The following is a 22,313-nucleotide window of genomic DNA, read 5'->3' as shown; positions in this document are numbered from 1 at the left end:
TACGTTCGTACCACGCATAACAGCGATATGATAAGACAATAATTGTAATGGAATAACAGTTAATAAAGGAGTTAATACTTCTTCAGTTTGCGGAATTTCGATTACATAATCTGCCATCTCCTTAATCTGTTTATCACCTTCATTCACTACAGCAATTACGATACCTTTACGTGCTTTTACTTCTTGTACATTTGATACAATTTTTTCATAAGCACTTTCATTGGTGGCCAATACCACTACCGGCATTTGCTCATCAATAAGGGCGATCGGGCCGTGTTTCATTTCGGCAGCCGGATAACCTTCGGCATGGATATAAGAAATTTCTTTAAGCTTCAGTGCACCTTCCAGGGCAACCGGGAAGTTGTAACCACGACCCAGGTACAAGAAGTTTTGCGAGTCTTTCAGCTTTTCCGCAATCGCTTTGATCTGGTCGTTTAATTCCAGCGTTTTTTCCATTTTCTTAGGCAGGTTCTCCAATTCATATAACACCTGACGTAAATAAGAGTTGGAAACGGTACCTTTTTGTTGGGCAATCTGTAAAGCCATTAAGGTTAAGATCACTACCTGCGTAGAGAATGCTTTTGTAGAAGCAACGCCTATTTCCGGACCGGCATGGGTATAAGAACCGGCATGCGATACACGGGCAATAGAAGAGCCAATCACATTACAGATACCATATACCAGTGCCTGACGCTCTTTGGCAATGTCAATGGCCGCTAAGGTATCGGCTGTTTCTCCCGATTGGGAGATTGCCAGAATTACATCTGTTTCATTAATAATCGGGTTTCTGTAGCGGAACTCGGAGGCATATTCTACCTCTACCGGTACACGCGCCAGTGTTTCGATCAGGTATTCCCCGATCAGGCCAGAGTGCCATGAAGTACCACAAGCCGTGATCACAAAGCGTTTTGCCTTATTGATCCGGTTGGCAAATTCATTTACCCCACCTAATTTTATCCATCCTTCAGAAGCACTCATACGACCTCTGACCGCATCAGCGATTACGCGCGGTTGCTCATAGATTTCTTTCAGCATAAAATGCTCAAAGCCACCTTTCTCAATAGATTCTAAGTCTAACTGTAATTTTTGGATAAACGGTGTAATCGTTACATTACCCAGGGTCTTGATCGTAAAATTACCTTGTCTGTCTACAACAGCATATTCCTGATCGTCAAGATAGACGACATTCTTGGTGTATTCAATGATCGGAGATGCATCAGAAGCCACAAAAAACTCCTGGTCGCCGATACCCAATACTAAAGGACTGCCTTTACGGGCTACAATAAGATTGTCATGGTTCGCTCTGTCAATTACCACAATAGCATACGCACCGATTACCTCATTCAGGGCAATACGTACCGCATCTTCCAGAGATACCTGCTCTTGCTTCTTTACTTCTTCAATAAGATTAACCAATACTTCCGTATCGGTATCAGAAGTAAACGTGTAACCGCTGTTTTTTAATTGTTCTTTTAAGGCAGAATAGTTTTCTATAATCCCGTTATGAACCAAAGCAAATTCACCGGAATTGGATACATGCGGATGGGCATTTCTGTCGTTCGGCTCTCCGTGAGTAGCCCAACGGGTATGACCGATACCGATCGTACCGGTAACATCCTTATCTTCTGTAAATTTCAGTAGATCTGATACTTTCCCTGCTTTCTTATATACCTGCAAAGTATCATTCAGTAATGCTACTCCCGCACTGTCATAACCTCTGTATTCCAGTCTTTGAAGCCCTTTAATTAAGATAGGATAAGCCTCTCTTTTCCCAATGTATGCTACGATACCACACATAAATGATATTATTGTTTTTTAGTGTAAATGATATTAAATTGAAATTTCGTATCTGCGCCGGAAGTGATGCCCGGTGCTAAGACTCTGTACATACCCGGGTAGTTTTTGGAGCCTCTGATACGGATAGTAATTTTGGTTTTTCCTTCCGCAATTATATGTTGCAAGGTACGTGGAATATTGATCCGGTATTGGGTATATTCAATACCCCCGATTGTTTTCTTTTGGGCATAAGGATTTACAAACAAAGAACCGCCCGTGTTGGCATTACCATTATTGTCCAGTACTTCATATAAAGGAAGCTCCTGGTTATTTTGCAATAAAACAGGGGTAACAACATCAATCGGCGTGAAAATGCTATTGAGTGTGCCTGCCAGGTTCACGGTTGTGAAGACCAATTCGGCTTTATTGATTACCGCTTGTGGTATTTTATTTAATTGATCAATGGTAATGTCTGTACTAAAGCCCGGCTCCGATTGGATCAATACAGAATCTGAATTTTTATTCAGATAAGCTGCCGCAGGGGCACCGGTATAGATACGGTTGTAATTACTAAAGAATCCACATACCTCATATTTTGCAATGATACTGCTCATCATTACCGAATCCGGTGTATGATAGTGGAATTCGATACGTGCAGCACTCAGGCTTTTCTGATCGCCCGAAGCAATAGTCGGGATGATGAAATAACTCATCAAATCCATACTCTGTGCCGGATCGGGTGTAATGTAAATCCCTTTTAAATATTCCTGGAAAGCACTTGTATTGATGAAATTAAGGGTATCTGCATTTTTAAAGGCCTGAGCAAAAGTATTATCGAGTTTTAACCTCAATTGTCCTGTAGTCGTATCGCCTGTTGCCAAGATCGCAGAACTATATTTACTATAGCGGGAAAAAGGAATACTGGCACTTCCTATAGGCGTCGTTTCTGTCGCAATATTGGAGTTGCTGTAATAAGCTTGCGTTACCTCAACTTTATTGGTTGTTTTATACACTTTTAGATTCAGCGACTTGGTCGTGTCTCCATAACTCTTGTTGCCGTTTGTACTGATAGCATAAGGTAATACCAGCACCGCAGAATCCATCGTGATATTGGCCGGAAATTTAAAGTTGCTCTTATAGGGCGTGAACTGTAAATAAGCAGAAGCAATCGTTTTGCCAAAGAAGGGATCGGTATAGCCACCCAGGCCAATTGCATAATTGGTTGTGGTACCTGTAGTCAGGAAAAACTTGCTGGTGATGATAGAATCAGAGAGCCTGTTGTAAAAAGAGATATCGAAATCACCGGTACCAAGGGCAAAGGTATTAATGTTATCTACTTCCGGCATAATCCCTTTTGGAGATATAGAATGCTCTCTACAGGATGCTAAAGAAAAAAAGCCTGTGCAAACAGCCAAGGCTTTTAAAATGTTTTTGTTGATTGAAGTAACCAATTGATTCTTTAATTTTATATTGTGTTATAATTTAATCTACTGCCAGTGTTTGATATACTTCGAATAAACTACTGATATCCTCAGACCATTCGGTATTGTAAGGTACCACTTTTTTCGTTTTATTCGATTTGAAATCGTTAATTATATTATCATTAAGCATGCTTTGACCATGAATAACGACATCGGCATATTTACATGCGCCATAATTAAGCCCGTCATAATCATTTCCGTAAGGCTCCAGATCTTTATCTTTAATAGGAACGCTGTTTAGTACCATTTTAAACATATCATCCGACAACTTTTCTTCAAATTGTTTTTGTTGTGCGGTGAAAACGGTTTTAGATTGTGCAAAAACGGGTTCTTTTTTATAAGCTGTTTTTAAGAACATCGGTACCAAAGTAGTCATCCAACCATGACAGTGGATAATATCAGGAGGCCAACCGAATTTTTTTACAATTTCCAAAGAACTTTTTGCAAAGAAGATCATCCGTTCGGTATTATCGTTGTAAAATTGCTCTTCAGCATCACGGTATACGAATTTTCGTTTGAAGAAATCTTCATTATCCATAAAGTAAACCTGTAACCTTGCATTCGGTAAAGAAGCCACTTTAATCAGTAATGGATGGTCTTCTTTATCTACAACTACATTGATTCCGGATAAGCGCACTACTTCATGTAAACGGTGGCGACGCTCATTTATTGTACCAAACCTCGGCATAATAACCCTGATCTCCATTCCGGCGTCAAAGGTTTTTACGGATAGTTTGTTTAATAATTCTGCAAAATCTGAAGATTCCAAATATGGAGAAAGTTCACTCGTGATGATTAAAACTCTTTTTTTAGACATTCAAGCACTTTTAAAATTTACAAATATTTATAACACTGTAGCTAAGCAAATCAATCATTCAGATAAGAGACTGATCTAGAGGGGGCAATGTAAAATGTTATAAATTTCACGTTTTTTTGTTTTTAACCATTTTTTATGGTAGGTTTGACGGCAAAGGTACGAATATTATATGGATATATCCATAATTTGAAAGCCTTTCACCAATATTTTACATATAAGCTACATTATCTAGAATAATGAAAATAATTAAATCAAAAGCAGCTTTACAAGCTTTGATTCAACAATACCGCTCCGAAGGAGCTACAATTGGTTTTGTACCTACCATGGGCGCCTTACATGATGGCCATGTTTCCCTTATTCAAACAGCAAAAACAAAGAACCGCATCATTATCTGCAGCATCTTTGTAAACCCCACGCAATTCAACGATCCTAAGGATTTTGAAAAGTATCCGGTTACGGTAGAACGCGATATTGAACTGTTGACTACAGTCGGTTGCGATCTGCTCTTTTTGCCTGATGTAACCGAGATGTACCCTGAAGGAACCGCCGGTTTGGAAGCGTATGCTCTTGGATATATCGAAACCGTTTTAGATGGCGCATCAAGGCCCGGACACTTTCAAGGTGTAGCGCAGGTAGTGAGTCGACTGATCGATGCGGTAGGACCTGATGATCTCTATATGGGGCAAAAAGATTACCAGCAGTGCATGGTGATTAAACGATTGATGGCCTTACGTGGTGATGCTTTTCAAATCCATTTTGTACCCACCAAAAGAGAAGCAGACGGGTTAGCGATGAGTTCGCGTAACCGCAGGCTTACCGAATCTCAGCGTGCACTGGCAGGTACGATCTACCAATGCCTGATTTCCATAGAAGCACAAAACAACCAAAAATCTTTTTCAATCGTACAGAAGGAATGCCTCGATCTGCTCACTCATAAAGGGTTTCGGCCAGACTATGTGATGCTTGCCGATGCCGATACCCTGGAGCTTTTAGAGGATTATGATGCTTCCCGCAATATGATTGCACTCGTTGCTGCCTTTATCGGGGAAGTGCGTTTAATAGACAACTTACTTTTTAAAAAATAATAAAATGTCTGTATCTCAATTGAAAACCGTTTTAATTACAGGAAGTACCAGTGGTATCGGTTTGGCAATAGCCAAAATGTATGCACAAAAAGGGTATAACATTGTCTTCAATGGCTTAGAACCTAATGGTGCTGAGATCGCAGCAGAAGTTGCGACGGCTCATAATATCCAGCATTTGTTTTTTCCGGCAGATATGTCTGATCCGGCACAGATCAAGGATATGGCGGAGCAAAGCCTGGAGCGATTCGGGACAGTAGATATCCTGGTCAACAATGCAGGGGTGCAGTTTGTGGCACCTGTAGAAGAATTTCCGGAAGTAAAGTGGGATGCGATCATTGACATAAACTTAAATGCGGCTTTTCATATGACCAAGGCTTTATGGCCTAAAATGAAAGCACAAAAATTCGGAAGGATCATCAACATTGCTTCGGCACATGGTTTGATTGCTTCCCCTTTTAAAAGTGCCTATGTCTCTTCTAAATTCGGTATTGTCGGCTTTACCAAGACCCTGGCTTTAGAAGGAGGCGAGTTCGGCATTACAGCAAATGCGGTATGTCCGGGTTATGTCTTTACGCCTATCGTAGAACGTCAGATTCCCGATCAGATGAAAGTACACAATATGACGCGGGAGGAAGTGATTCAAAATGTATTTTTAAAAGAGCATGCGGTAAAAGAATTTATCACGGTAGAGGCGATTGCGGAATCCGTATTATTCCTGACGGATAGTGCTGCAGCATCGGTTACGACCGGTATTGCGCTGTCGGTAGATGCCGGCTGGACGGCCCACTAAGAAAATTATAATCGTTGCATAATAATAGGGGGTATCGCTTTAGCGATACCCCCTATTATTATATAATTAGGTTGGCTTTGTTTTTGATCTTATCGAGATGTAAGTGGTTGACCTGCTCTATCGCAGGAATGTGGGTGAGCCATTCCGGTAATGATTTTTCCATAATACAGAAATCTTCATCCTGGATCAGAAGGAGGAAATTTTGATTGCGCGACTCCGGTAACAGGTAATATCCGTTTCGGTGGTTGGCGTAGAGCAAAATGCCTGAATCGGTATGATTGAATACATGCCGGTATACCGAAAAATGCATCGGTTCTTCCGGCGTATCAATGTCGTCAAACAGCGTTCCGCTGAGTTGCGGGGCTTTTGGAATGTCGTAAATCCGGCGCACATCAATATCATCCATCATTTTTCTTTGGAAGCATAAACCCAGGTTGTGCTCCAGTAACCAACAGAGCCGGGTGGCACTTAGCGTCGTCTGGATACCCAATAATTGACAGTTGCCAAAAAAAGTATCTTCAATTTTTCCGATATCGAGGGTGAGTTGTTCCAAAAGTCCTTTATCTTTAGATGGCTAAAATTACTTATTTTAGCAGCATTCTCTCAAATAAAATTTAGAAACTATGTCCCCAACGTACATTATCATTGCTGTCGTAGCTGCGCTATTACTCACTTTTTTTGTAACGGTAAAGCAAGGAACCGTAGCAGTGGTTACGATATTCGGAAAATTCAGACGGGTCTTACGTCCGGGTCTGAACTTCAGGATACCCTTTATCGAACAGATCTTTAAACGTATTTCTATTCAAAACCGTTCGATTGAACTGAAATTCCAGGCGATTACCCAGGATCAGGCCAATGTAAACTTCTCTGCCATGCTGTTATATGCAGTATTTAATCAGGAAGAAGAAACCATTAAAAGCGTCGCCTTTAAATTTATGGACGAACGTAGTCTGATGCAGGCCTTGGTGCGCTCCGTAGAAGGTTCCGTACGTGCTTTTGTGGCAACAAAGAAACAAAGCGAGATCTTAGGCCTTCGTGGTGAAATTATCTTGCATGTAAAAGAACAATTGGATAAATCGCTGGAAGAGTGGGGATATCACCTGATCGATTTACAGATCAATGATATTACATTTGATGAGGTTATCATGAAATCGATGGCACAGGTCGTGGCTTCCAATAACCTGAAAGCCGCTGCTGAAAACGAAGGGCAGGCTTTATTGATCACTAAAACAAAAGGTGCCGAGGCCGATGGTAATGCCATTAAAATTCAGGCAGAGGCAGAGCGCCAGGCCGCACAGTTAAGAGGACAAGGGGTAGCCTTATTCCGTGAAGAAGTCGCGCATGGTATGGCTGCAGCAGCAAAAGAAATGGAACAAGCCAATCTGGATGCTTCCTTTATCTTATTTTCCATGTGGACTGATGCGATCAAGCATTTTGCAGAGAACGGTAAAGGAAATACTATTTTCTTAGACGGTAGCAACAACAGCATGCAACGCACCTTACAAGAAATGATGTCTATTGCACAAGGTTCAACCATCTTATCCAAAGATCAGGAGAAGAAATAGGGTAACATATATTCTTTATAAAATTAAAGCCCCGAAATCATTTCGGGGCTTTAATTTTATACGCTTACTGCAGTCTTATTTTTTAGGGATATTCGCTAAGATATCTTTTAAGAAACCCCAGAATTTTTGCGTCGAGCTGATGCTGGCACGTTCTTCCGGCGAGTGTGCCCCTTTAATCGTTGGTCCGAAAGAAATCATTTCCATCTCTGGATAATGGGCACCGATGATCCCACATTCCAGTCCGGCGTGGCAAGCTTCTACATGCGGTTCCTGCCCAAATTTCTGCGTGTACAGATCCACCATTACTTTCAAAATAGCAGAATCAACGTTGGGTTTCCAGCCGGGATAATCTCCATCGGTAGAAACGCTCATGTCGGCCAATTCAAATACCGATTGTAATTGCTCTGCCACCTGAACTTTAGTAGAGGTTACCGAAGAACGTGTTAAACATTGTATAGACAGTGCGCCGTCTTTTAAAGACACGCGGGAAAGGTTATTTGACGCTTCTACCAGGTTTTCGATATCCGGGCTCATACGGTACACGCCATTATGTAAGGCTTTGAGTACATATACAATCATCGATGAGTCTTCTGTTGATAAAGCCTGCGCGGTAGTGTCTGCTTTTAATAATTCTATTTTTAATCCGGCTTCTATCGATTTAAATTCGGCCATCACGGCTTCTTTCAGTTCCTCAAAAGCCTCCTGGTAATCCTCAAATCCCACACAATAAAAAGTCGCGGCTGCTTCTCTTGGAATTGCATTACGCAAACCACCTCCATCAATACTGATCAATTGAATGTCATCAATGTCCAGGTGTAAGAAACGGCCTAAAAGAACATTCGCATTGCCAAAGCCCTTATGGATATCCATACCGGAATGCCCACCTTGTAAGCCGGATATTTTTACCATAACGGCATCGCCGCTACCCTCAGTCAGCTCATAAGTTTGTGTGGCCGTTACATCAACCCCACCGGCACAGCCAATGCTGAAGGCATCATCTTCTTCTGTGTCCAGATTGAGCAAGATATCCCCTTCTAATTGCCCGGCTACTAAGCCTAAAGCACCCGTCATACCGGTTTCTTCATCTATCGTAAACAACGCTTCTAAAGCCGGATGCGGAATGTCATTTGATTCTAATATACTCATGATTGAGGCAACACCCAAGCCGTTGTCAGCACCCAAAGTAGTTCCTTCTGCTTTTACCCAATCGCCCTCTATTTTCATTTTGATGCCTTCCGTATCAAAATCGAAATTTGTGTCATTGTTCTTCTGGCATACCATATCCAGGTGAGATTGCAGGATAATCGCTTTACGATCTTCCATACCTGCCGTTGCTGGCTTTTTGATGATCACATTACCTACGGGATCTACCGTAGTGGGCAGACCCAAACTTTCACCAAAGGTTTTGATGAATTCAATCACGCGGGCTTCCTTTTTAGAAGGGCGGGGAATAGCATTTAATTTGGAAAAATTCTTCCAGATAATCTGAGGTTCAATATTGCTTAAGGGCATAAATTATTTGTTTTGTCACAAAGGTAACCGTATTGCATAATATGGATCGTGAAATTATTGTTGAAAAAAATAAGGCGTATTATTTTGGTGAAAAAACAATTATTTTCGTCTCTGTAGCAACCACCAAACTCTTTTCTGTGCATATTGATACGATAACGTTAAAAGACCTTTCCATATTTACCGGAACCGTGAATGTATTCGACCTGATGAATCGTTGTTCCACACATTTGGGAAGCAAACAGCTCCGGCATTTTGTGATGCATCCGCAGAAAAAGTATGCGGATTTGCAGCAGCAGCAAGCTGCGGTACAATACTGGATCCGGCATCAATCCGAATGGCCGGAGCAGATCTCTAACGGAACGGTGGTTATGTTGCGTGAATTTTTCGAATCTAATGAAGGCTTACATTATAAACCCAGCTCCTGGTTATTCTCTGTAGATGCAGCCCTGCAAAAGGTCTTCAATAAGAATGCGTATTCTTTATTACAATTTTCGGTCATGCACCTGATCGACCTGGCCAAAGGCCTGCAAGCACTGTCTGCCATTCCCGACGAGGATGAGCCGGCTTTAATTATGCATGCGCAGGAAACCTTTGTACAATTACTAAAAGAACCGCTTTGTAAGGATCTTCTTGAGATGGATAAGCATACGCCACTGCGTAAGTTGATGCATGTCGGTTACCATGCCCGGCGCGTATTGAAGAAATATATGCCTGCCGTATTGGACCAGTTTGCAAAGATGGATGCCTGGTGTGCGATGGCTAAAACCACGATGGCATTAGGTTTTACTATGCCGGTGGTCATAGACGATCCTGAAATACAGCTATCGGCCGAAAAACTGTACCATCCCTTACTACAAAAACCGGTGCCTTACGACCTCTCTTTGACCGATATGCAGAACATGCTTTTTCTGACTGGCGCTAATATGTCGGGCAAAAGCACATTGCTGCGGAGCCTGGGGATTAGTGCCTTGCTGGCGCATATCGGTATGGGAGTACCCGCCACGGCCTATACGATCAGTTTTTTGGATGGTATCATTACCAATATGCAGGTAGAAGATAATATTTTCCTGGGGGAAAGCTACTTTTTTGCAGAGGTGCAAAGAATGAAATTAACCGCGCAAAAAATACAACAGAGCAACCGGCAACTTGTATTGATGGATGAGCTTTTTAAAGGAACTAATGTGCATGATGCTTATGAATGCAGCAAGGCCGTAATCCAGCATTTATTACAACACCGAAACAATCTGTTTGCCCTGTCTACCCATTTGTACGAATTGTATGATGAGTTGAAAGGCGCCCCGAATATTTTATTTCGCTATTGCCATACCAATATTACAGAAGAGGGTGATTATAAATTTACCTATGCCTTAAAAGAAGGCGTATCTAACGATAAAATAGGCTTTATCGTTTTGAAAAATGAAGGTGTTTTGGACCTGCTTAAATTGAAATCCTAGTCATATTGATGCTTTTTTATTGTGGCTAAAGAGTATATAATTACCTACTTTTGCAGCGCTATCTTATTAGTCTCAAGAAATGGATCAAATTACTGTACACGATAAGCAATTCGTACCTTATATCTCTGCATCTGACATCGATGCCAAATGTGTCGCGATGGCGGCACAAATCAGTGCCGATTATGCGGGCAAGAAACCTTTGTTTATCGCTATTTTGAACGGATCGTTTTTGTTTGCAGCAGACTTGTTTCGCAAACTCAGTATCGAAGCGGAAATATCCTTTATTAAATTAGCCTCTTATAAAGGCACTACTTCTACCGGAAAAGTAATTACTGCTATTGGACTGGATGAACGCTTAAAAGACCGCCATATCATCCTGCTGGAAGATATCCTGGATACCGGCCGAACCTTATTCCAGTTTATCCCGGAATTGTTGCAACAAGGACCCGAGTCTTTAAAAATAGCTACTTTGCTGACCAAACCTTCTGCACGTTTGTTTGATGTAAACCCGGATTATGTGGGTTTTGAAATCCCCGATAAGTTTGTAGTGGGTTATGGCCTGGATTATGATGGACTGGGTAGAAATATCCCGAGCATTTACCAATTGGCAGAGTAAATTTTATACACGATTTGCGTGGCTCAGTAAGGCTATTGGCCAACAAGAGAACGGCTTAATGCTATTCTATCAGTGATAAGTTTTATATTGAAATTATATATTTATAAATTTGTTTTCAAGAATACGTAAAAATTGTATTTTCGCAACATACATAATTTAAAAAAAACACAAACAAACATGAACATTCCTGCTAACTTAAAGTACACTAAAGAACACGAATGGATATCTTTAGAAGGTGATATCGCTACAATTGGCGTTACCGATTTTGCACAAAAAGAATTGGGTGATATCGTTTTTGTAGAAGTAGAAACGGTAGGACAACCATTAGGTGCTAACGAAGTTTTCGGTACGGTTGAAGCGGTGAAAACCGTTTCTGATTTGTATTTGCCAGTTGCCGGTACGGTATTGGAATTAAATGCAGACCTTGCTGCAGAGCCGGAAGCGGTAAACAGCGATCCTTATGGAAAAGGATGGATGGTAAAAGTAAAAGTAGACAATGTTGCTGATGTAGAAGCATTATTAGATGCTGCTGCTTATCAAGCGGTAATTGCTTAAGATATAGTCATAAACAGTCATGAAAACCATCTTCAATTGGTTGGTGACGCATAAAACGGGCGCAGTACTTCTTTCTATAGGATGGGCTGCGCTTATTTTTGTGGGTTGCTTACTACCCGGGAAAGATATTCCCAGCCTGAGTATCTTTGAATACGATAAACTGGTACACTTTGGCATATTTGCTGCCCTGGCTTTCCTGCTTCTGTGCATTTTCCGGAACCCCTCGTTTATACAAAGTTTCAGGGTCTTATTTTTTTGCAGCGCTTATGGCTATGCCTTAGAGGTATTGCAGGGGAGTGGTTGGGTAACCGGTCGCAGTTTCGATCTGTATGATGCGCTTGCCGATGGGCTCGGAGCCTTAATGGGTATTGGTGTATTCTTTGTTGCTAATCGTTTGTGTCGGTAAGGAGCTACTCACCCCATTTGTGGTAAATCGCCATTTCCTTCTTATCCATACTCATGGTCAGGAATCCATTGATTTCCTCCGCTTGGGTTGTTTCCGCATGTATGCTTATCCAACCTGTTTTAAAACGATAAACCGTCATTTCAGTATTAATTTGCCTGGGGAAATGGGCAAATGTAGCAGAGAAGCTGATAACATGTGGCCTAAAGGTATCTGAATATGATAAAGGGAAAATATTTTTCTCATTATAGACCCATCCGTTCACTATTAGCTTGGCTACCTGGGTGCTATCGACAAAGATCCAACCATTCTCTTTTGCAAAATCAAGCGCTGTTTCGGTAGCAAAATGTCCTATGTGTTTTGAATGCCACAATATGGCAGTATGGCCACCCCATGGTCCATGATCAGATTCCTTATAGCTAATATCTTTTGACTGGAAATTATACCAGAAACCAGCTGGTTTTAGCCTGTTACAGGAGGTTAGTGAAAATAGAAAAAGAACCGCAATGAAATAAAAGGAGAAAATCTTCTTCATATCCTTACTCTTTGGTAACCCCGATCATCACCCCGAAATTGCCACCCTTATCGGTATAATCTTTTTCCGGAAGATAGGTCTGGCTGATACCGCCGTCAAGATATAAGGCATTCAGGCAACCTTGCTCTTTAAAATACAGCGCGAAATCATAAAAACTAATGAAGGATTTGGACATGGCAAATAATATTTTACCGTCCGGTAAAATGCCCACACCATTTCTGATGGTTACATTCTTGGAATCTTTGGTGAATTTTGGGTGAATAGCCCCGTCGACTAGGAGCATAGGGCCAGATTGTGTAGCATACAGTATCTGCTTGCTTGCCACAAATTTTTCAGTTGTTACAATCTTCGCTTTTTTGTCTTTAGTAATATAAAAGACACCATTAGGTTTTAGATAGAAATTGCCTTTTCCGCTTCGCGTATTGATCTTCCGCTTTTGAATGCCCCGCTCAATGTATAATCCTAAAGGGCTATTGTCTTCCATATACATGCCCGCATTCATGGCAAAAACCAAATGACGGTTTTTCGTTCCAAGCCATTGTTCCAGGCTATCAAAGCTTTTAAAGGTATGCCCTTTGTCATCTTGCCAGAATAATTGAACCGCTTCCGGGCTTGCGGTATAATCAAGGATAAAACCCGGGCCGGAGGTCGCTTTGGCAATGGTATTCGCCACTTCCTTTTTAACGTCCTTAATGTCCTTTTCCGAAACATGCTTACAGGCGTATGTCAGGAGCATACAGCCGGTAAGCATGAGGTATATAAACTGTTTTGAACGCATTAGGAATGATTCAATAAATAAGACAGATAAAAACTATCGGTTCAGGAATTGTTGTTTGATGATCTCCGGTTTTGCTTTTTTACCTTTAATCCTTGCTTCTTTAATCAGGGTATAGGCATGAGTCGCTTTGCTTTTGCGGATTGCAACAAAGGCACTGTAATCTTTTACTTCGATCAATCCGATGTCTTCTTTTTTCAGTTCCCCTACATTAGATAAAAATCCAACTACATCAATTTTATTGACCTTATCTTTTTTGCCTAAGGGGATGAAAACCGTTACCCATTTTGGTTTCTCCGGAATTTCATAGGCGCCCTTCAGTTCTATGGTTTCTACTTCTTCTGTAATATATTCCGGCATTTTTTCATCCGGGCCTAAGATCAGGATTGCAGTACCACTGGCTTCCATCCTTGCCGTACGGCCATTACGGTGTGTATAGCTGTCTTCCGTCAGGGGTATGTGATAGTGAATGATATAACGGATATTAGGAATATCCAGGCCACGCGCGGCAAGATCTGTGGTGACCAAAAGGCTGGTGCTGCCGTTACGGAATTTGCTCAATGCGGCATCACGGTCGCGCTGTTCCATCGCACCATGATAATATTCATTGATAATACCTTGTTCCCAAAGCAATTGGCTGGTACGCTCTACCGATTCTCTGTGGTTACAGAAGATAATGGTAGGACGATTGCCTAAGTGGCAAATCAAGTCGAAGATTGTTTTGGATTTATCTTTGTCAGGACTCAATACTTTCTTAATCGCTAAAGCTTCCGGGGTATTGTCACCGGTAAGATAGTTCAGTTCTTTATGTTCCGTAATACCGGCAAATTCCGGGATGGACATGGCTGCGGTAGCGGAGGTCAGCATACGTTTCTGTATATTGGGCAGGCTGTCGATAATAAATTGAACTTCTTCCTGAAACCCGAGTTCCAGCGTTTTATCAAACTCATCTAAGACCAGGTGCTTGATATCGTCTGTTTGGATATTGCTGCGTCTGAGGTGATCGCAGAGCCTACCAGGCGTGCCTACGATTACATAAGGCGCTTCAATAAGGTTATTTTCTTCTATTTCTCTTTTATGGCCACCATAACAACAGGTAATTTTCAGGCCGGTACGCATTTGTTTAAACACTTTTTCAATCTGCATGGCCAGTTCGCGGGAAGGCACGACAATTAAAGCTTGCGTCTTTTTCTGTGCGGCATCTATCTGTTGCAGAATCGGAATCAGAAAGGCTAATGTTTTGCCGGAACCTGTAGCAGAGAGTAAAACGATATTTTCGTTTTCGGTCGCCGCTGCAATAGCATTTTCCTGCATTTCATTCAATGCTTCGAAATCCATTGCCGTAAGTATATCGGCTATATTAAAAGTGTAATGAGACATTTGTATGGTATTAAATATGCCTGCAAAACTAACTGAATAAAACGGGATAGAGGCAAAAAAAGAGACCGTCAGTTCTTGACGGTCTCTTTTTGATCAGTAAAAGGAGCTTACTTCGCAGCAATTTCTTTTACTTTTTCATATAAAACATCTTCTCCGCCTTCTTCAAAACCGGTTTGCATATAAGCAACTTTACCTTCTTTATCTACGATGATGGAGAACGGTACATTCTGGAAGTTTAAAGAGCGTTTCAAATCAGAGTTAGGATCATGATAGGTTGGGAAATCCCAGCCCTGAGATTTTGCGTAACTGCGCACCTGTGCCATGGCACGGGCATCGTCTACCGATACGGTCATATAATTGAAGCCGGGCGTTTCAGTTTGCCAGCCACTCAGTTTACCTCTGATGTTTTTGATTTCTTTTTTGCAGGGAATACACCAGGTAGCCCAAAAGCTGATCAGGGTTACTTTACCTTTTTCTACAGTCGTATTAAAAGCTACTGCCTTGCCATTCAAGTCTTTAATCTTAGTGTCGGGCAATGTAGACCCCTGTTGTGCATTTACCTGAAAAGCGATGGCGATGGCAGCCACAAGTGCAAATATTTTTTTCATTTAGTTTTATTATTAACGGTTATTTAATTTAAGATTTCAAATATAGTAAAAAAGCACTACTTTAGCTTATCGTTCCTGTTTTTCTATTTTTATTAACTAATGAGTTTAGAGCATAAACGGGCATGATGGTTTAATCATTCAAAAAAATAACTTCGTTATCTAATGGGTCAAAAACTACCTATGTTATTTAGCTCGCTCCTACTAGCGGGTGTTACGTCATTTGCTCAAAATAATTCCGGAACCCTCTCCGGAGATTTAATGACCAATGTCAACTTCTTTAACAGGGATACCTCCATCAAAGCATCGGATAATCCTTTATATGATAACTTATTAAGCGGTGGAGAGAGCTGGCTGAGCCTACGCTACTCTAACTATGGCTTTACCGGTTATTTGAGAATGGATGCTTTTCATAATTCCAATCTGAAAATACCTACGCAACCCACCTCGGGCTTTGGTATCGGAGCCTGGAGTATTAATAAAGATTTTGAAAAATTAAGCATTACAGGTGGTTATATTTACGACCAGATCGGTAGTGGTATTATCTTTCGTGCCTATGAAGACAGGGGCTTGCTGATCGATAATGCGCTGGTCGGTTTAAGGCTGAAATATGAACTGACAGACAAGATTTCTGTAAAAGCCTTTACCGGTCAGCAGAAGAATATGTTTGAACGCTATAATCCTATTGTGAAAGGGATTAATGTGGAAGGTAGTTTCTCGGTTAAAGACAAGGTGTTTTTTAACCCCGGTATCGGAGCCATTAACCGTACTTTAGATAAAAACAGTATGGATGCGGTCATTACCCGTATCAATGCATTGCCTGAAAATGAGCGTAAAGAACCCAAGTATAATATGTATGCTGCTACGGCATATAATGCCCTGACCGCCGGTAATTTTTCATGGTATGTAGAAGGTGCTTATAAAAGTCAGGAAGCATTTAATAATTACAATGGTAATATCGAAGTGAACAACGGGACTTTATTTTATACCAATATGAGTTATGCTTTGAAAGGCCTGGCGGCTAACCTTACCGCTAAGCGTACACAGAACTTCGTGATGCGTACCTCTCCTTCTGAAGCGGCTAACCTGGGTATGGTCAACTGGCAGCCTATTGTGGCACAGATCCGCCCGCAACGCCTTATCGCCCGCTATACTCCACAGTCTTTAGACTGGAGTGAAATGGCATTGAACGGTAATATCTTATACTCCCCGAATGATGAATACGATTTCAATGTAAGCTATACGCATATCAATACAATCCAAAAATTAAAGCTGTACAGAGAAGCATATTTTGAAACGAATATCAGAAGCATAAAAGATGTAAGACTGCAATTAGGCGTACACTATATGCAATATAATCAGGAGTATTATCAGTTCAAACCGGGCTATGCATTGGTGAAAGCGATTACACCATTTATGGAGTTTGCCTATAAATTATCTCCGAAGAGATCGATTACCGTTCAGGCGCAGTATATGGATACCAAACAAGACTTTGGTAGCTGGGCATTTCTGCAATTAGAATACGCCCTGGCACCAAAATGGTCTTTTGCGATATCCGATATGTACAATGTTAAACCGGCACACAGCGAAAGCAAAGCACAACACTATTATAATGCTTTTGTTGCTTATACTCAAGGTGCACACCGTTTCTCTGCAGCCTGGGTAAAACAGGTAGAAGGGATCAACTGTACCGGTGGTGTATGCCGTTATGAGCCTGCATTTAATGGCTTGAGGGTGATGATTACCTCCAGCTTCTAAAAAATACTTTTAATATCACAAGAAAGGTCGGTTGAAAAACTGACCTTTTTTTTATTTGTACTGTCTCTATTATTAGGATATTTTTTTGTGAATAATATATATTGTTTTGTTAAAAAATATGGCCACCGTTTTTTATATTTATGTCATCATCAAAAAATAATAATAAACTTTTCCTATGAGAAAGAATTTTTTACTCGTATTAGCCCTCCTTTTTGCGGTGCAATATACTTATGCAGCTTATGTACCACTGAATATCTCGAGCGGTTATAGTGCCGATGTCGTGGTGAATGGAATTGGTACGGGCCTGGCAACCACCACCTCGGATGTAGATGGTGTAAGCTATGCTTTTGTGGCACAGGGTTGGCAGCAAACAGCAGCCAGTACGCCTCTGGCCTGGGGCTTCCCGGCTTCCGGTATTGTGAACAGTACGGTGGCAGCAACGCCCGGGTTATCCTTTAATTTGGCTTCTTACAATAGTAATAACAGTGTACGCATTGCGGCAAACGGAACCGGTGCAACGGTTGCATTTGCCAATACACTTGCCACAAAAAAAATGTTTTTATTGATGACCTCGGGCAGTGGCACCAGCTATTTTACCGGTCAGGTAAACTTTACAGACGGTACCAACCAACCGATCAGCACGGATGTCATTGTACCCGATTGGTTTAACAGTACGGCACAACCGGTGGCTTTACAGGGATTTGGCCGTATCAACCGCAGTACAGATGCATTGGAGAGTAATGCCACGGAGCCGCGTTTATACCAGATTACCGTAGCCATTCTCCCGGCCAACCAAAGCAAATTGGTAGCCAGTATACAGCTCACGAAATCAAATACCAGTGATGCCGGATCGGTTATTAACGTTTTTGCCGTGAGTTCGGAAATTACCACCACCAATGATGCAGGGATCACCAGCCTGACCTCACCTGTATATTTTTGTGCCGGTGCCAATGATATTAAGGTGAAAGTTAAAAACTTTGGTAATAATGTACTGAATAACGTACAGATCCAATGGCAGCTGAATGGTACCACACAAACACCATTCAACCTTAGCTTACCACTGGACACCATTGGTGGTGCAGGGATCAATGAAAGAGAAGTACTTTTAGGCAATTATACCTTTACCAATGTACCGGTTACCTTTAAAGCCTGGTCTACACTTCCGAATGGCGTAGCTGATGGTTTTACGACAAATGATACATTCAGAACCAATATACAATCTTCTTTATCCGGTGTCTATACCATCAATAGTGCTTCAGCAACCGGCGGAACCAATTATGCCAGTTTTGGTGCATTTTCTACAGCATTGTCGACTTATGGTGTGTGCGGGCCTGTTACGGCAAATGTTGTGCCTACAGTGGGTATATATAATGAATTGGTTCAGTTCGGCAACATACCCGGAGCCAGTAATGTAAACCGTATCCGTATTAATGGTAATGGCGCCAATGTGCAATTTACCACCACAACAAATGCCGGAGAGCGGCATATGCTGCTGCTGAATGGCACAAAATATTTAAGAATTGATAGTGTGAATTTTAAATCCTTATCCACTTCAGTTGCCTGGGGAGCTTTAATCACCAACGGCTGTCGTTATGATAGTATCACGAATTGTACTTTTGATAATACCCTGGTGACGGCGGTAGGATCGGCAACCAATTGTGGTATTGTATTCTCCTCTTCTAATTCGACCGCAACGTCAACGGGAATGAACGGGGCAAGCTGTTATATTTATGGCAATAAATTGCTGAGTGCGAACGGTACCGGCGGGATGTATTATGGTATTGCGATCTCCGGTGGTGGAAATGATTCTAATATTGTGAAAAACAACCTGATCGAAAATTTTTATTTCTATGCAATCTACCTGAGTGCAACCACCAACAACCTGATTGATGGGAATATCATGCACCGAACCAACAAAACAACATCTTTTACCACTACTACGGGTATTTATACCACAGGCGATATTTCCAATACCAAACTGATCAATAACAGGGTCTACAGACCGGGTGGAACGGCTGGCAATACCAGTATCTTCTATGGTTTTCAGCTTTTGGGAGATGGTACGGCAACACAACCCATTATTGTTGCGAATAATTTATTTTACAACCTCAACCAGGGAGGAACATTATATGGGCTATACTTTAGTACTGCCCTGTACAATAAAGTGTACCATAATACCGTACTGATCGATCAAAATCTTTCTTCTACTTCTTTAAATTATGGTATCTATGCCACAGGTGCCAATACCGCAACAGAATTTAAGAACAATATACTTTCGATTACCGCAGGTGGAACCAGTACCAAGTACGGCTTCTACTACAATACTGCGACCAGTGTAGCGGACGCGCAAAAAAATGATGTATATATCAACACCACGCAGGCTGGTACCGCCAACTACGGTTATTTGGCAACGGCTTATTTGACCCAGGCTGCTTTTCAAACGGCATTCCCGGCCTATGAAATCGGCTCGCCGATAGTAGACCCGCAGTTTGTGTCAGCAGTTACGGCAAACTATACCCCTACCAATCTTGCAGTAGTGGGCACCGGTGCCAATACAACGGCCTTGGTTCCTGCAGATATTAATGGACTGTTGCGTCCGGCAACGCCAACGCTCGGTGCCTTTGAAGCCATAGTGGCCAGTCCTAACAATACTTCTTTACCGGCCTTGATGAGCCCGACAGGAAATTTCTGTTCCGGCGTACAGCAGGTAAAAGTGGTGATTAAAAATTCCGGTACGAATAACATTAGCACCGCGCAAATCAACTGGAAAGTAAATGGGGTAGTGCAGACACCCTTTGCCTATACCGGCACTTTGGTGCCTGTAGGTTCCGCGACGGGAAATAATACAGATACCGTTGTCATCGGATCGTACAGTTTTAATACCGGTGTGAATCCCCTTCAGGTATGGACAACGCTGCCTAACGGAGGCCCCGATTCTGATCCTACCAACGATACCCTTAATGCCGTTTTAACACCGGCTGTATTTAGCATCACAGCCACCGCCGACACGATTTGCGGTACCGGACTGGATACCTTGAAATTATTTCCAGCCACTGGTTATGCCGCAAATGCGTTACAATGGGATGTCTCTATAAACGGCGGTGCCAGCTGGACTAGTATTGCAGGCGCTAATACCAATACTTATGTGGTTTCCGGAATGAGTGCTCAAAGCTGTTATCGAGTAAGAATCAATACAGGGGGTACCAATTGCTATTCCCCGGTAAAATGTATTCAATTTGCTACCGTAGCCATTTTATCTACCACTCCCGGATCAAGATGTGGTACCGGTTCGGTCAATCTGAGTGCAACGGCGCAGGCAGGCAATAATATTAAATGGTTTACCGCGATAACAGGCGGCACGGCCATCGGAACGGGGGCTTCTTTTGCAACACCTTCGATTGCGACAAATACAACCTATTATGCAGAAGCTTCTTTGGGTAATACCACGGTGGGCTGTGCAAGTACCAGAACAGCTGTACTGGCCACTGTAAACCCGGCACCGGTGGTTAATCTGGGTAATGATACCTTTATTTGTGGTACGGGTACCATCAATTTAAATGCCACCAATACAGGCGCAACTTATTTATGGAGTACGGGCGCAACTACGGCAAATATTAGTGTAACGACACCCGGTACTTATCATGTAGCGGTTACGGGCACCAATACCTGTGTGAAACGCGATACGATTGTGATTGCTGCAGGAGTTAATCCGACCAATATTCTTCCCGCTACCGCTAACCTATGTCAGGGGGCCAGTCTAAACCTCAGTGCCGGTAATGCAGGCAGTGCCTATTTATGGAATACCGGAGCGACCACACAAACCTTAACGATAACCGCACCGGGTACCTATAATGTGAAGATAACAAACGCACAAGGATGTAGCCTCACTACACCCGGCACGGTGATCAGTACCATAGCAGCCCCGGTGCTGAACTTGGGAAATGATACGGCGATTTGTACCAATACCACTTTAACCTTAAATGCAACGAATGCAGGTGCAAGCTACAGCTGGAATACCGGCGCGACTACACCAACTTTAGCGGTAACCGCTGCGGGTACCTATAGGGTGCTGGTAACGGGTGCTAATACCTGTACCAAGCGTGATACTATCATTGTAACGACTAAACCTAGCCCAACCGACGTATTGCCCGCAACCCATAACCTGTGTCAGGGAAGCAGCTTTACGCTGAATGCCGGCAATCCCGGAGCAAGCTATTTATGGAACACAGGGGCTACAACCCAAAGCATTACGGTAACAAGCGGCGGAACCTATACTGCAACCATTACCAATACACAGGGTTGTACTAAAACAACAGCAGGCACCGTGATCACAATGCGCCCCTTACCAGTGGTTAATCTGGGGGCAGACACGATTATCTGTAACAATGCACCTTTTACCCTTAATGCGGGTAATGCAGGGAGCACCTACTTATGGAGTACCGGTGCAACAGGACAGACCATTGCACCTACCACCACAGGAAACTATAATGTAACGGTAACCAATACGTATACCTGTAAGGGAAGCGACACAATTCATGTGGATTTCTATGATGATCCTACGGTAGACGGATTTAATTTTGTGCCGATGTTTAATGTGCAACCCGGATTAGTACACTTTAACCCGATCAATCCACAGTCCGTAACGACTTATGCATGGGATTTTGGAGATGGTACACCGATTTCTAACGTTATGAGCCCCGATCACCAATACCTGCAATCCGGTGATTATAACATTACCCTTAGGGTCTCGAACGACTGTGGATCTGTAGATACAAACCTGCGAATAGAAGTAAATCTGCTGACCAGCTCTGTGAAACAAAAAAACAGGATTACCGCAGATATCATGGTTTATCCTAATCCAAGCAGAGACGGATCTCTAACGATCGAAAACAAAGCACCGGAAGTCAAACTGAACCGCATTCAGGTCTACACATTGCTGGGTAGCCTGGTGTATGATGCCGCAGCCACTGCTGCACCGAAACAACAAATCTCTTTTGGACATGTGGCTTCGGGTACTTACCTGATCAGCATCGAAACGGATAAGGGCAGCGTCATCAGGAAAATTGAAGTGATTAAATAATAAGTCTGTTATTTTAAAATGGTATGGCATTCATTATTTTATGGATGCCATTCCCTTTTTAAACCCTTTATAAAAGTTTAGCAAATATTAACTTTAATGTAAAAAAAAAATTTGCACTCATGTCGT

18 protein-coding genes are annotated in these 22,313 nt (G+C 42.2%); 9 read left to right on the top strand and 9 right to left on the bottom strand.

Features of this window, described 5'->3' with window-relative positions:
• The 3 genes from glmS to DBR32_RS05995 all read right to left on the bottom strand — a co-directional run.
• Nucleotides 1-1,797, bottom strand: a 1,797-nt coding sequence (gene glmS, locus DBR32_RS06005) for a glutamine--fructose-6-phosphate transaminase (isomerizing) (protein ID WP_124635715.1), incomplete at its 3' end; no start/stop codon positions are given.
• Between the two features lie 8 nt (nucleotides 1,798-1,805).
• Entirely contained in the window at nucleotides 1,806-3,122 is a 1,317-nt protein-coding gene (locus DBR32_RS06000; RefSeq protein ID WP_124635393.1) for a DUF4270 family protein, read from the bottom strand.
• Between the two features lie 136 nt (nucleotides 3,123-3,258).
• A complete protein-coding gene (locus tag DBR32_RS05995) occupies nucleotides 3,259-4,074 on the bottom strand; it encodes a glycogen/starch synthase (RefSeq protein ID WP_124635392.1) in 816 nt (271 codons plus the stop codon).
• 236 nt (nucleotides 4,075-4,310) lie between these two features.
• Here DBR32_RS05995 and panC point away from each other — a divergent pair, with 236 nt between their 5' ends.
• Nucleotides 4,311-5,159, top strand: coding sequence for a pantoate--beta-alanine ligase (gene panC / locus DBR32_RS05990; protein WP_124635391.1), 849 nt, complete (start codon nucleotides 4,311-4,313; stop codon nucleotides 5,157-5,159).
• A 4-nt stretch (nucleotides 5,160-5,163) separates the two neighbouring features.
• On the top strand, nucleotides 5,164-5,949 hold the full coding sequence (locus DBR32_RS05985) for a 3-hydroxybutyrate dehydrogenase (protein ID WP_124635390.1): 786 nt from the start codon (nucleotides 5,164-5,166) through the stop codon (nucleotides 5,947-5,949).
• Between the two features lie 58 nt (nucleotides 5,950-6,007).
• On the opposite strand, the gene DBR32_RS05980 is transcribed toward DBR32_RS05985, so the two are convergent.
• Nucleotides 6,008-6,502, bottom strand: coding sequence for an IPExxxVDY family protein (locus tag DBR32_RS05980; RefSeq protein ID WP_124635389.1), 495 nt, complete (start codon nucleotides 6,500-6,502; stop codon nucleotides 6,008-6,010).
• A gap of 70 nt (nucleotides 6,503-6,572) precedes the next feature.
• Between DBR32_RS05980 and DBR32_RS05975 the strand changes: the two genes are divergently transcribed.
• On the top strand, nucleotides 6,573-7,514 hold the full coding sequence (locus DBR32_RS05975; protein ID WP_124635388.1) for an SPFH domain-containing protein: 942 nt from the start codon (nucleotides 6,573-6,575) through the stop codon (nucleotides 7,512-7,514).
• A gap of 75 nt (nucleotides 7,515-7,589) precedes the next feature.
• Here DBR32_RS05975 and DBR32_RS05970 read toward each other — a convergent pair whose 3' ends face one another.
• Entirely contained in the window at nucleotides 7,590-9,026 is a 1,437-nt protein-coding gene (locus DBR32_RS05970; RefSeq protein WP_124635387.1) for an aminoacyl-histidine dipeptidase, read from the bottom strand.
• Nucleotides 9,027-9,067: 41 nt separating this feature from the next.
• On the opposite strand from DBR32_RS05970, the gene DBR32_RS05965 reads away from it, so the two are divergent.
• The 4 genes from DBR32_RS05965 (at nucleotide 9,068) to DBR32_RS05950 (ending at nucleotide 12,057) form a co-directional block, all read left to right on the top strand.
• Complete coding sequence (locus DBR32_RS05965) at nucleotides 9,068-10,480, top strand: hypothetical protein (protein ID WP_124635386.1); 1,413 nt, start codon at nucleotides 9,068-9,070, stop codon at nucleotides 10,478-10,480.
• A gap of 79 nt (nucleotides 10,481-10,559) precedes the next feature.
• The gene (hpt, locus tag DBR32_RS05960) at nucleotides 10,560-11,096 is read left to right on the top strand and encodes a hypoxanthine phosphoribosyltransferase (protein ID WP_124635385.1); all 537 of its coding nucleotides are present in this window, start codon (nucleotides 10,560-10,562) and stop codon (nucleotides 11,094-11,096) included.
• A gap of 177 nt (nucleotides 11,097-11,273) precedes the next feature.
• Nucleotides 11,274-11,651 (top strand): glycine cleavage system protein GcvH, encoded by a 378-nt coding sequence (gene gcvH, locus DBR32_RS05955; protein ID WP_124635384.1) that lies wholly within the window; start codon nucleotides 11,274-11,276, stop codon nucleotides 11,649-11,651.
• 19 nt (nucleotides 11,652-11,670) lie between these two features.
• Nucleotides 11,671-12,057, top strand: a complete 387-nt coding sequence (locus DBR32_RS05950; protein WP_124635383.1) for a VanZ family protein — start codon at nucleotides 11,671-11,673, stop codon at nucleotides 12,055-12,057.
• Nucleotides 12,058-12,061: 4 nt separating this feature from the next.
• On the opposite strand, the gene DBR32_RS05945 is transcribed toward DBR32_RS05950, so the two are convergent.
• From DBR32_RS05945 to DBR32_RS05930, 4 genes are all read right to left on the bottom strand, one after another.
• Nucleotides 12,062-12,589 carry a hypothetical protein gene (locus DBR32_RS05945; protein WP_124635382.1) on the bottom strand — a complete coding sequence of 176 codons (528 nt, stop codon included), beginning with the start codon at nucleotides 12,587-12,589 and terminating at the stop codon, nucleotides 12,062-12,064.
• A gap of 4 nt (nucleotides 12,590-12,593) precedes the next feature.
• Nucleotides 12,594-13,367, bottom strand: a complete 774-nt coding sequence (locus DBR32_RS05940; protein ID WP_199724370.1) for a phosphodiester glycosidase family protein — start codon at nucleotides 13,365-13,367, stop codon at nucleotides 12,594-12,596.
• Nucleotides 13,368-13,400: 33 nt separating this feature from the next.
• Entirely contained in the window at nucleotides 13,401-14,744 is a 1,344-nt protein-coding gene (locus tag DBR32_RS05935) for a DEAD/DEAH box helicase (RefSeq protein ID WP_124635381.1), read from the bottom strand.
• A 107-nt stretch (nucleotides 14,745-14,851) separates the two neighbouring features.
• On the bottom strand, nucleotides 14,852-15,352 hold the full coding sequence (locus DBR32_RS05930) for a TlpA disulfide reductase family protein (protein WP_124635380.1): 501 nt from the start codon (nucleotides 15,350-15,352) through the stop codon (nucleotides 14,852-14,854).
• A gap of 162 nt (nucleotides 15,353-15,514) precedes the next feature.
• On the opposite strand from DBR32_RS05930, the gene DBR32_RS05925 reads away from it, so the two are divergent.
• Nucleotides 15,515-17,107 (top strand): DUF6029 family protein, encoded by a 1,593-nt coding sequence (locus DBR32_RS05925; protein WP_124635379.1) that lies wholly within the window; start codon nucleotides 15,515-15,517, stop codon nucleotides 17,105-17,107.
• A gap of 175 nt (nucleotides 17,108-17,282) precedes the next feature.
• A complete protein-coding gene (locus DBR32_RS05920; RefSeq protein ID WP_124635378.1) occupies nucleotides 17,283-22,187 on the top strand; it encodes a PKD domain-containing protein in 4,905 nt (1,634 codons plus the stop codon).
• Nucleotides 22,188-22,313: the final 126 nt, after the last annotated feature.

It is taken from the genome of Taibaiella sp. KBW10 (assembly GCF_003852495.1).
Classification (GTDB): Bacteria; Bacteroidota; Bacteroidia; order Chitinophagales; family Chitinophagaceae; genus Edaphocola.
This window is presented reverse-complemented; position numbering and strand designations above follow the sequence as displayed.

Bases quoted from the DNA above. Each gene is read 5' to 3' on its own strand.
- DBR32_RS05920 (WP_124635378.1), top strand. From the start codon at position 17,283: ATGAGAAAGAATTTTTTACTCGTATTAGCCCTCCTTTTTGCGGTGCAA.
- hpt (WP_124635385.1), top strand. From the start codon at position 10,560: ATGGATCAAATTACTGTACACGATAAGCAATTCGTACCTTATATCTCT.
- DBR32_RS05950 (WP_124635383.1), top strand. From the start codon at position 11,671: ATGAAAACCATCTTCAATTGGTTGGTGACGCATAAAACGGGCGCAGTA.
- DBR32_RS05975 (WP_124635388.1), top strand. From the start codon at position 6,573: ATGTCCCCAACGTACATTATCATTGCTGTCGTAGCTGCGCTATTACTC.
- DBR32_RS05930 (WP_124635380.1), bottom strand. From the start codon at position 15,352: ATGAAAAAAATATTTGCACTTGTGGCTGCCATCGCCATCGCTTTTCAG.
- DBR32_RS05985 (WP_124635390.1), top strand. From the start codon at position 5,164: ATGTCTGTATCTCAATTGAAAACCGTTTTAATTACAGGAAGTACCAGT.
- DBR32_RS05965 (WP_124635386.1), top strand. From the start codon at position 9,068: ATGGATCGTGAAATTATTGTTGAAAAAAATAAGGCGTATTATTTTGGT.
- gcvH (WP_124635384.1), top strand. From the start codon at position 11,274: ATGAACATTCCTGCTAACTTAAAGTACACTAAAGAACACGAATGGATA.
- DBR32_RS05935 (WP_124635381.1), bottom strand. From the start codon at position 14,744: ATGTCTCATTACACTTTTAATATAGCCGATATACTTACGGCAATGGAT.
- DBR32_RS06000 (WP_124635393.1), bottom strand. From the start codon at position 3,122: ATGCCGGAAGTAGATAACATTAATACCTTTGCCCTTGGTACCGGTGAT.
- DBR32_RS05970 (WP_124635387.1), bottom strand. From the start codon at position 9,026: ATGCCCTTAAGCAATATTGAACCTCAGATTATCTGGAAGAATTTTTCC.
- panC (WP_124635391.1), top strand. From the start codon at position 4,311: ATGAAAATAATTAAATCAAAAGCAGCTTTACAAGCTTTGATTCAACAA.
- DBR32_RS05940 (WP_199724370.1), bottom strand. From the start codon at position 13,367: ATGCGTTCAAAACAGTTTATATACCTCATGCTTACCGGCTGTATGCTC.
- DBR32_RS05995 (WP_124635392.1), bottom strand. From the start codon at position 4,074: ATGTCTAAAAAAAGAGTTTTAATCATCACGAGTGAACTTTCTCCATAT.
- DBR32_RS05925 (WP_124635379.1), top strand. From the start codon at position 15,515: ATGGGTCAAAAACTACCTATGTTATTTAGCTCGCTCCTACTAGCGGGT.
- DBR32_RS05945 (WP_124635382.1), bottom strand. From the start codon at position 12,589: ATGAAGAAGATTTTCTCCTTTTATTTCATTGCGGTTCTTTTTCTATTT.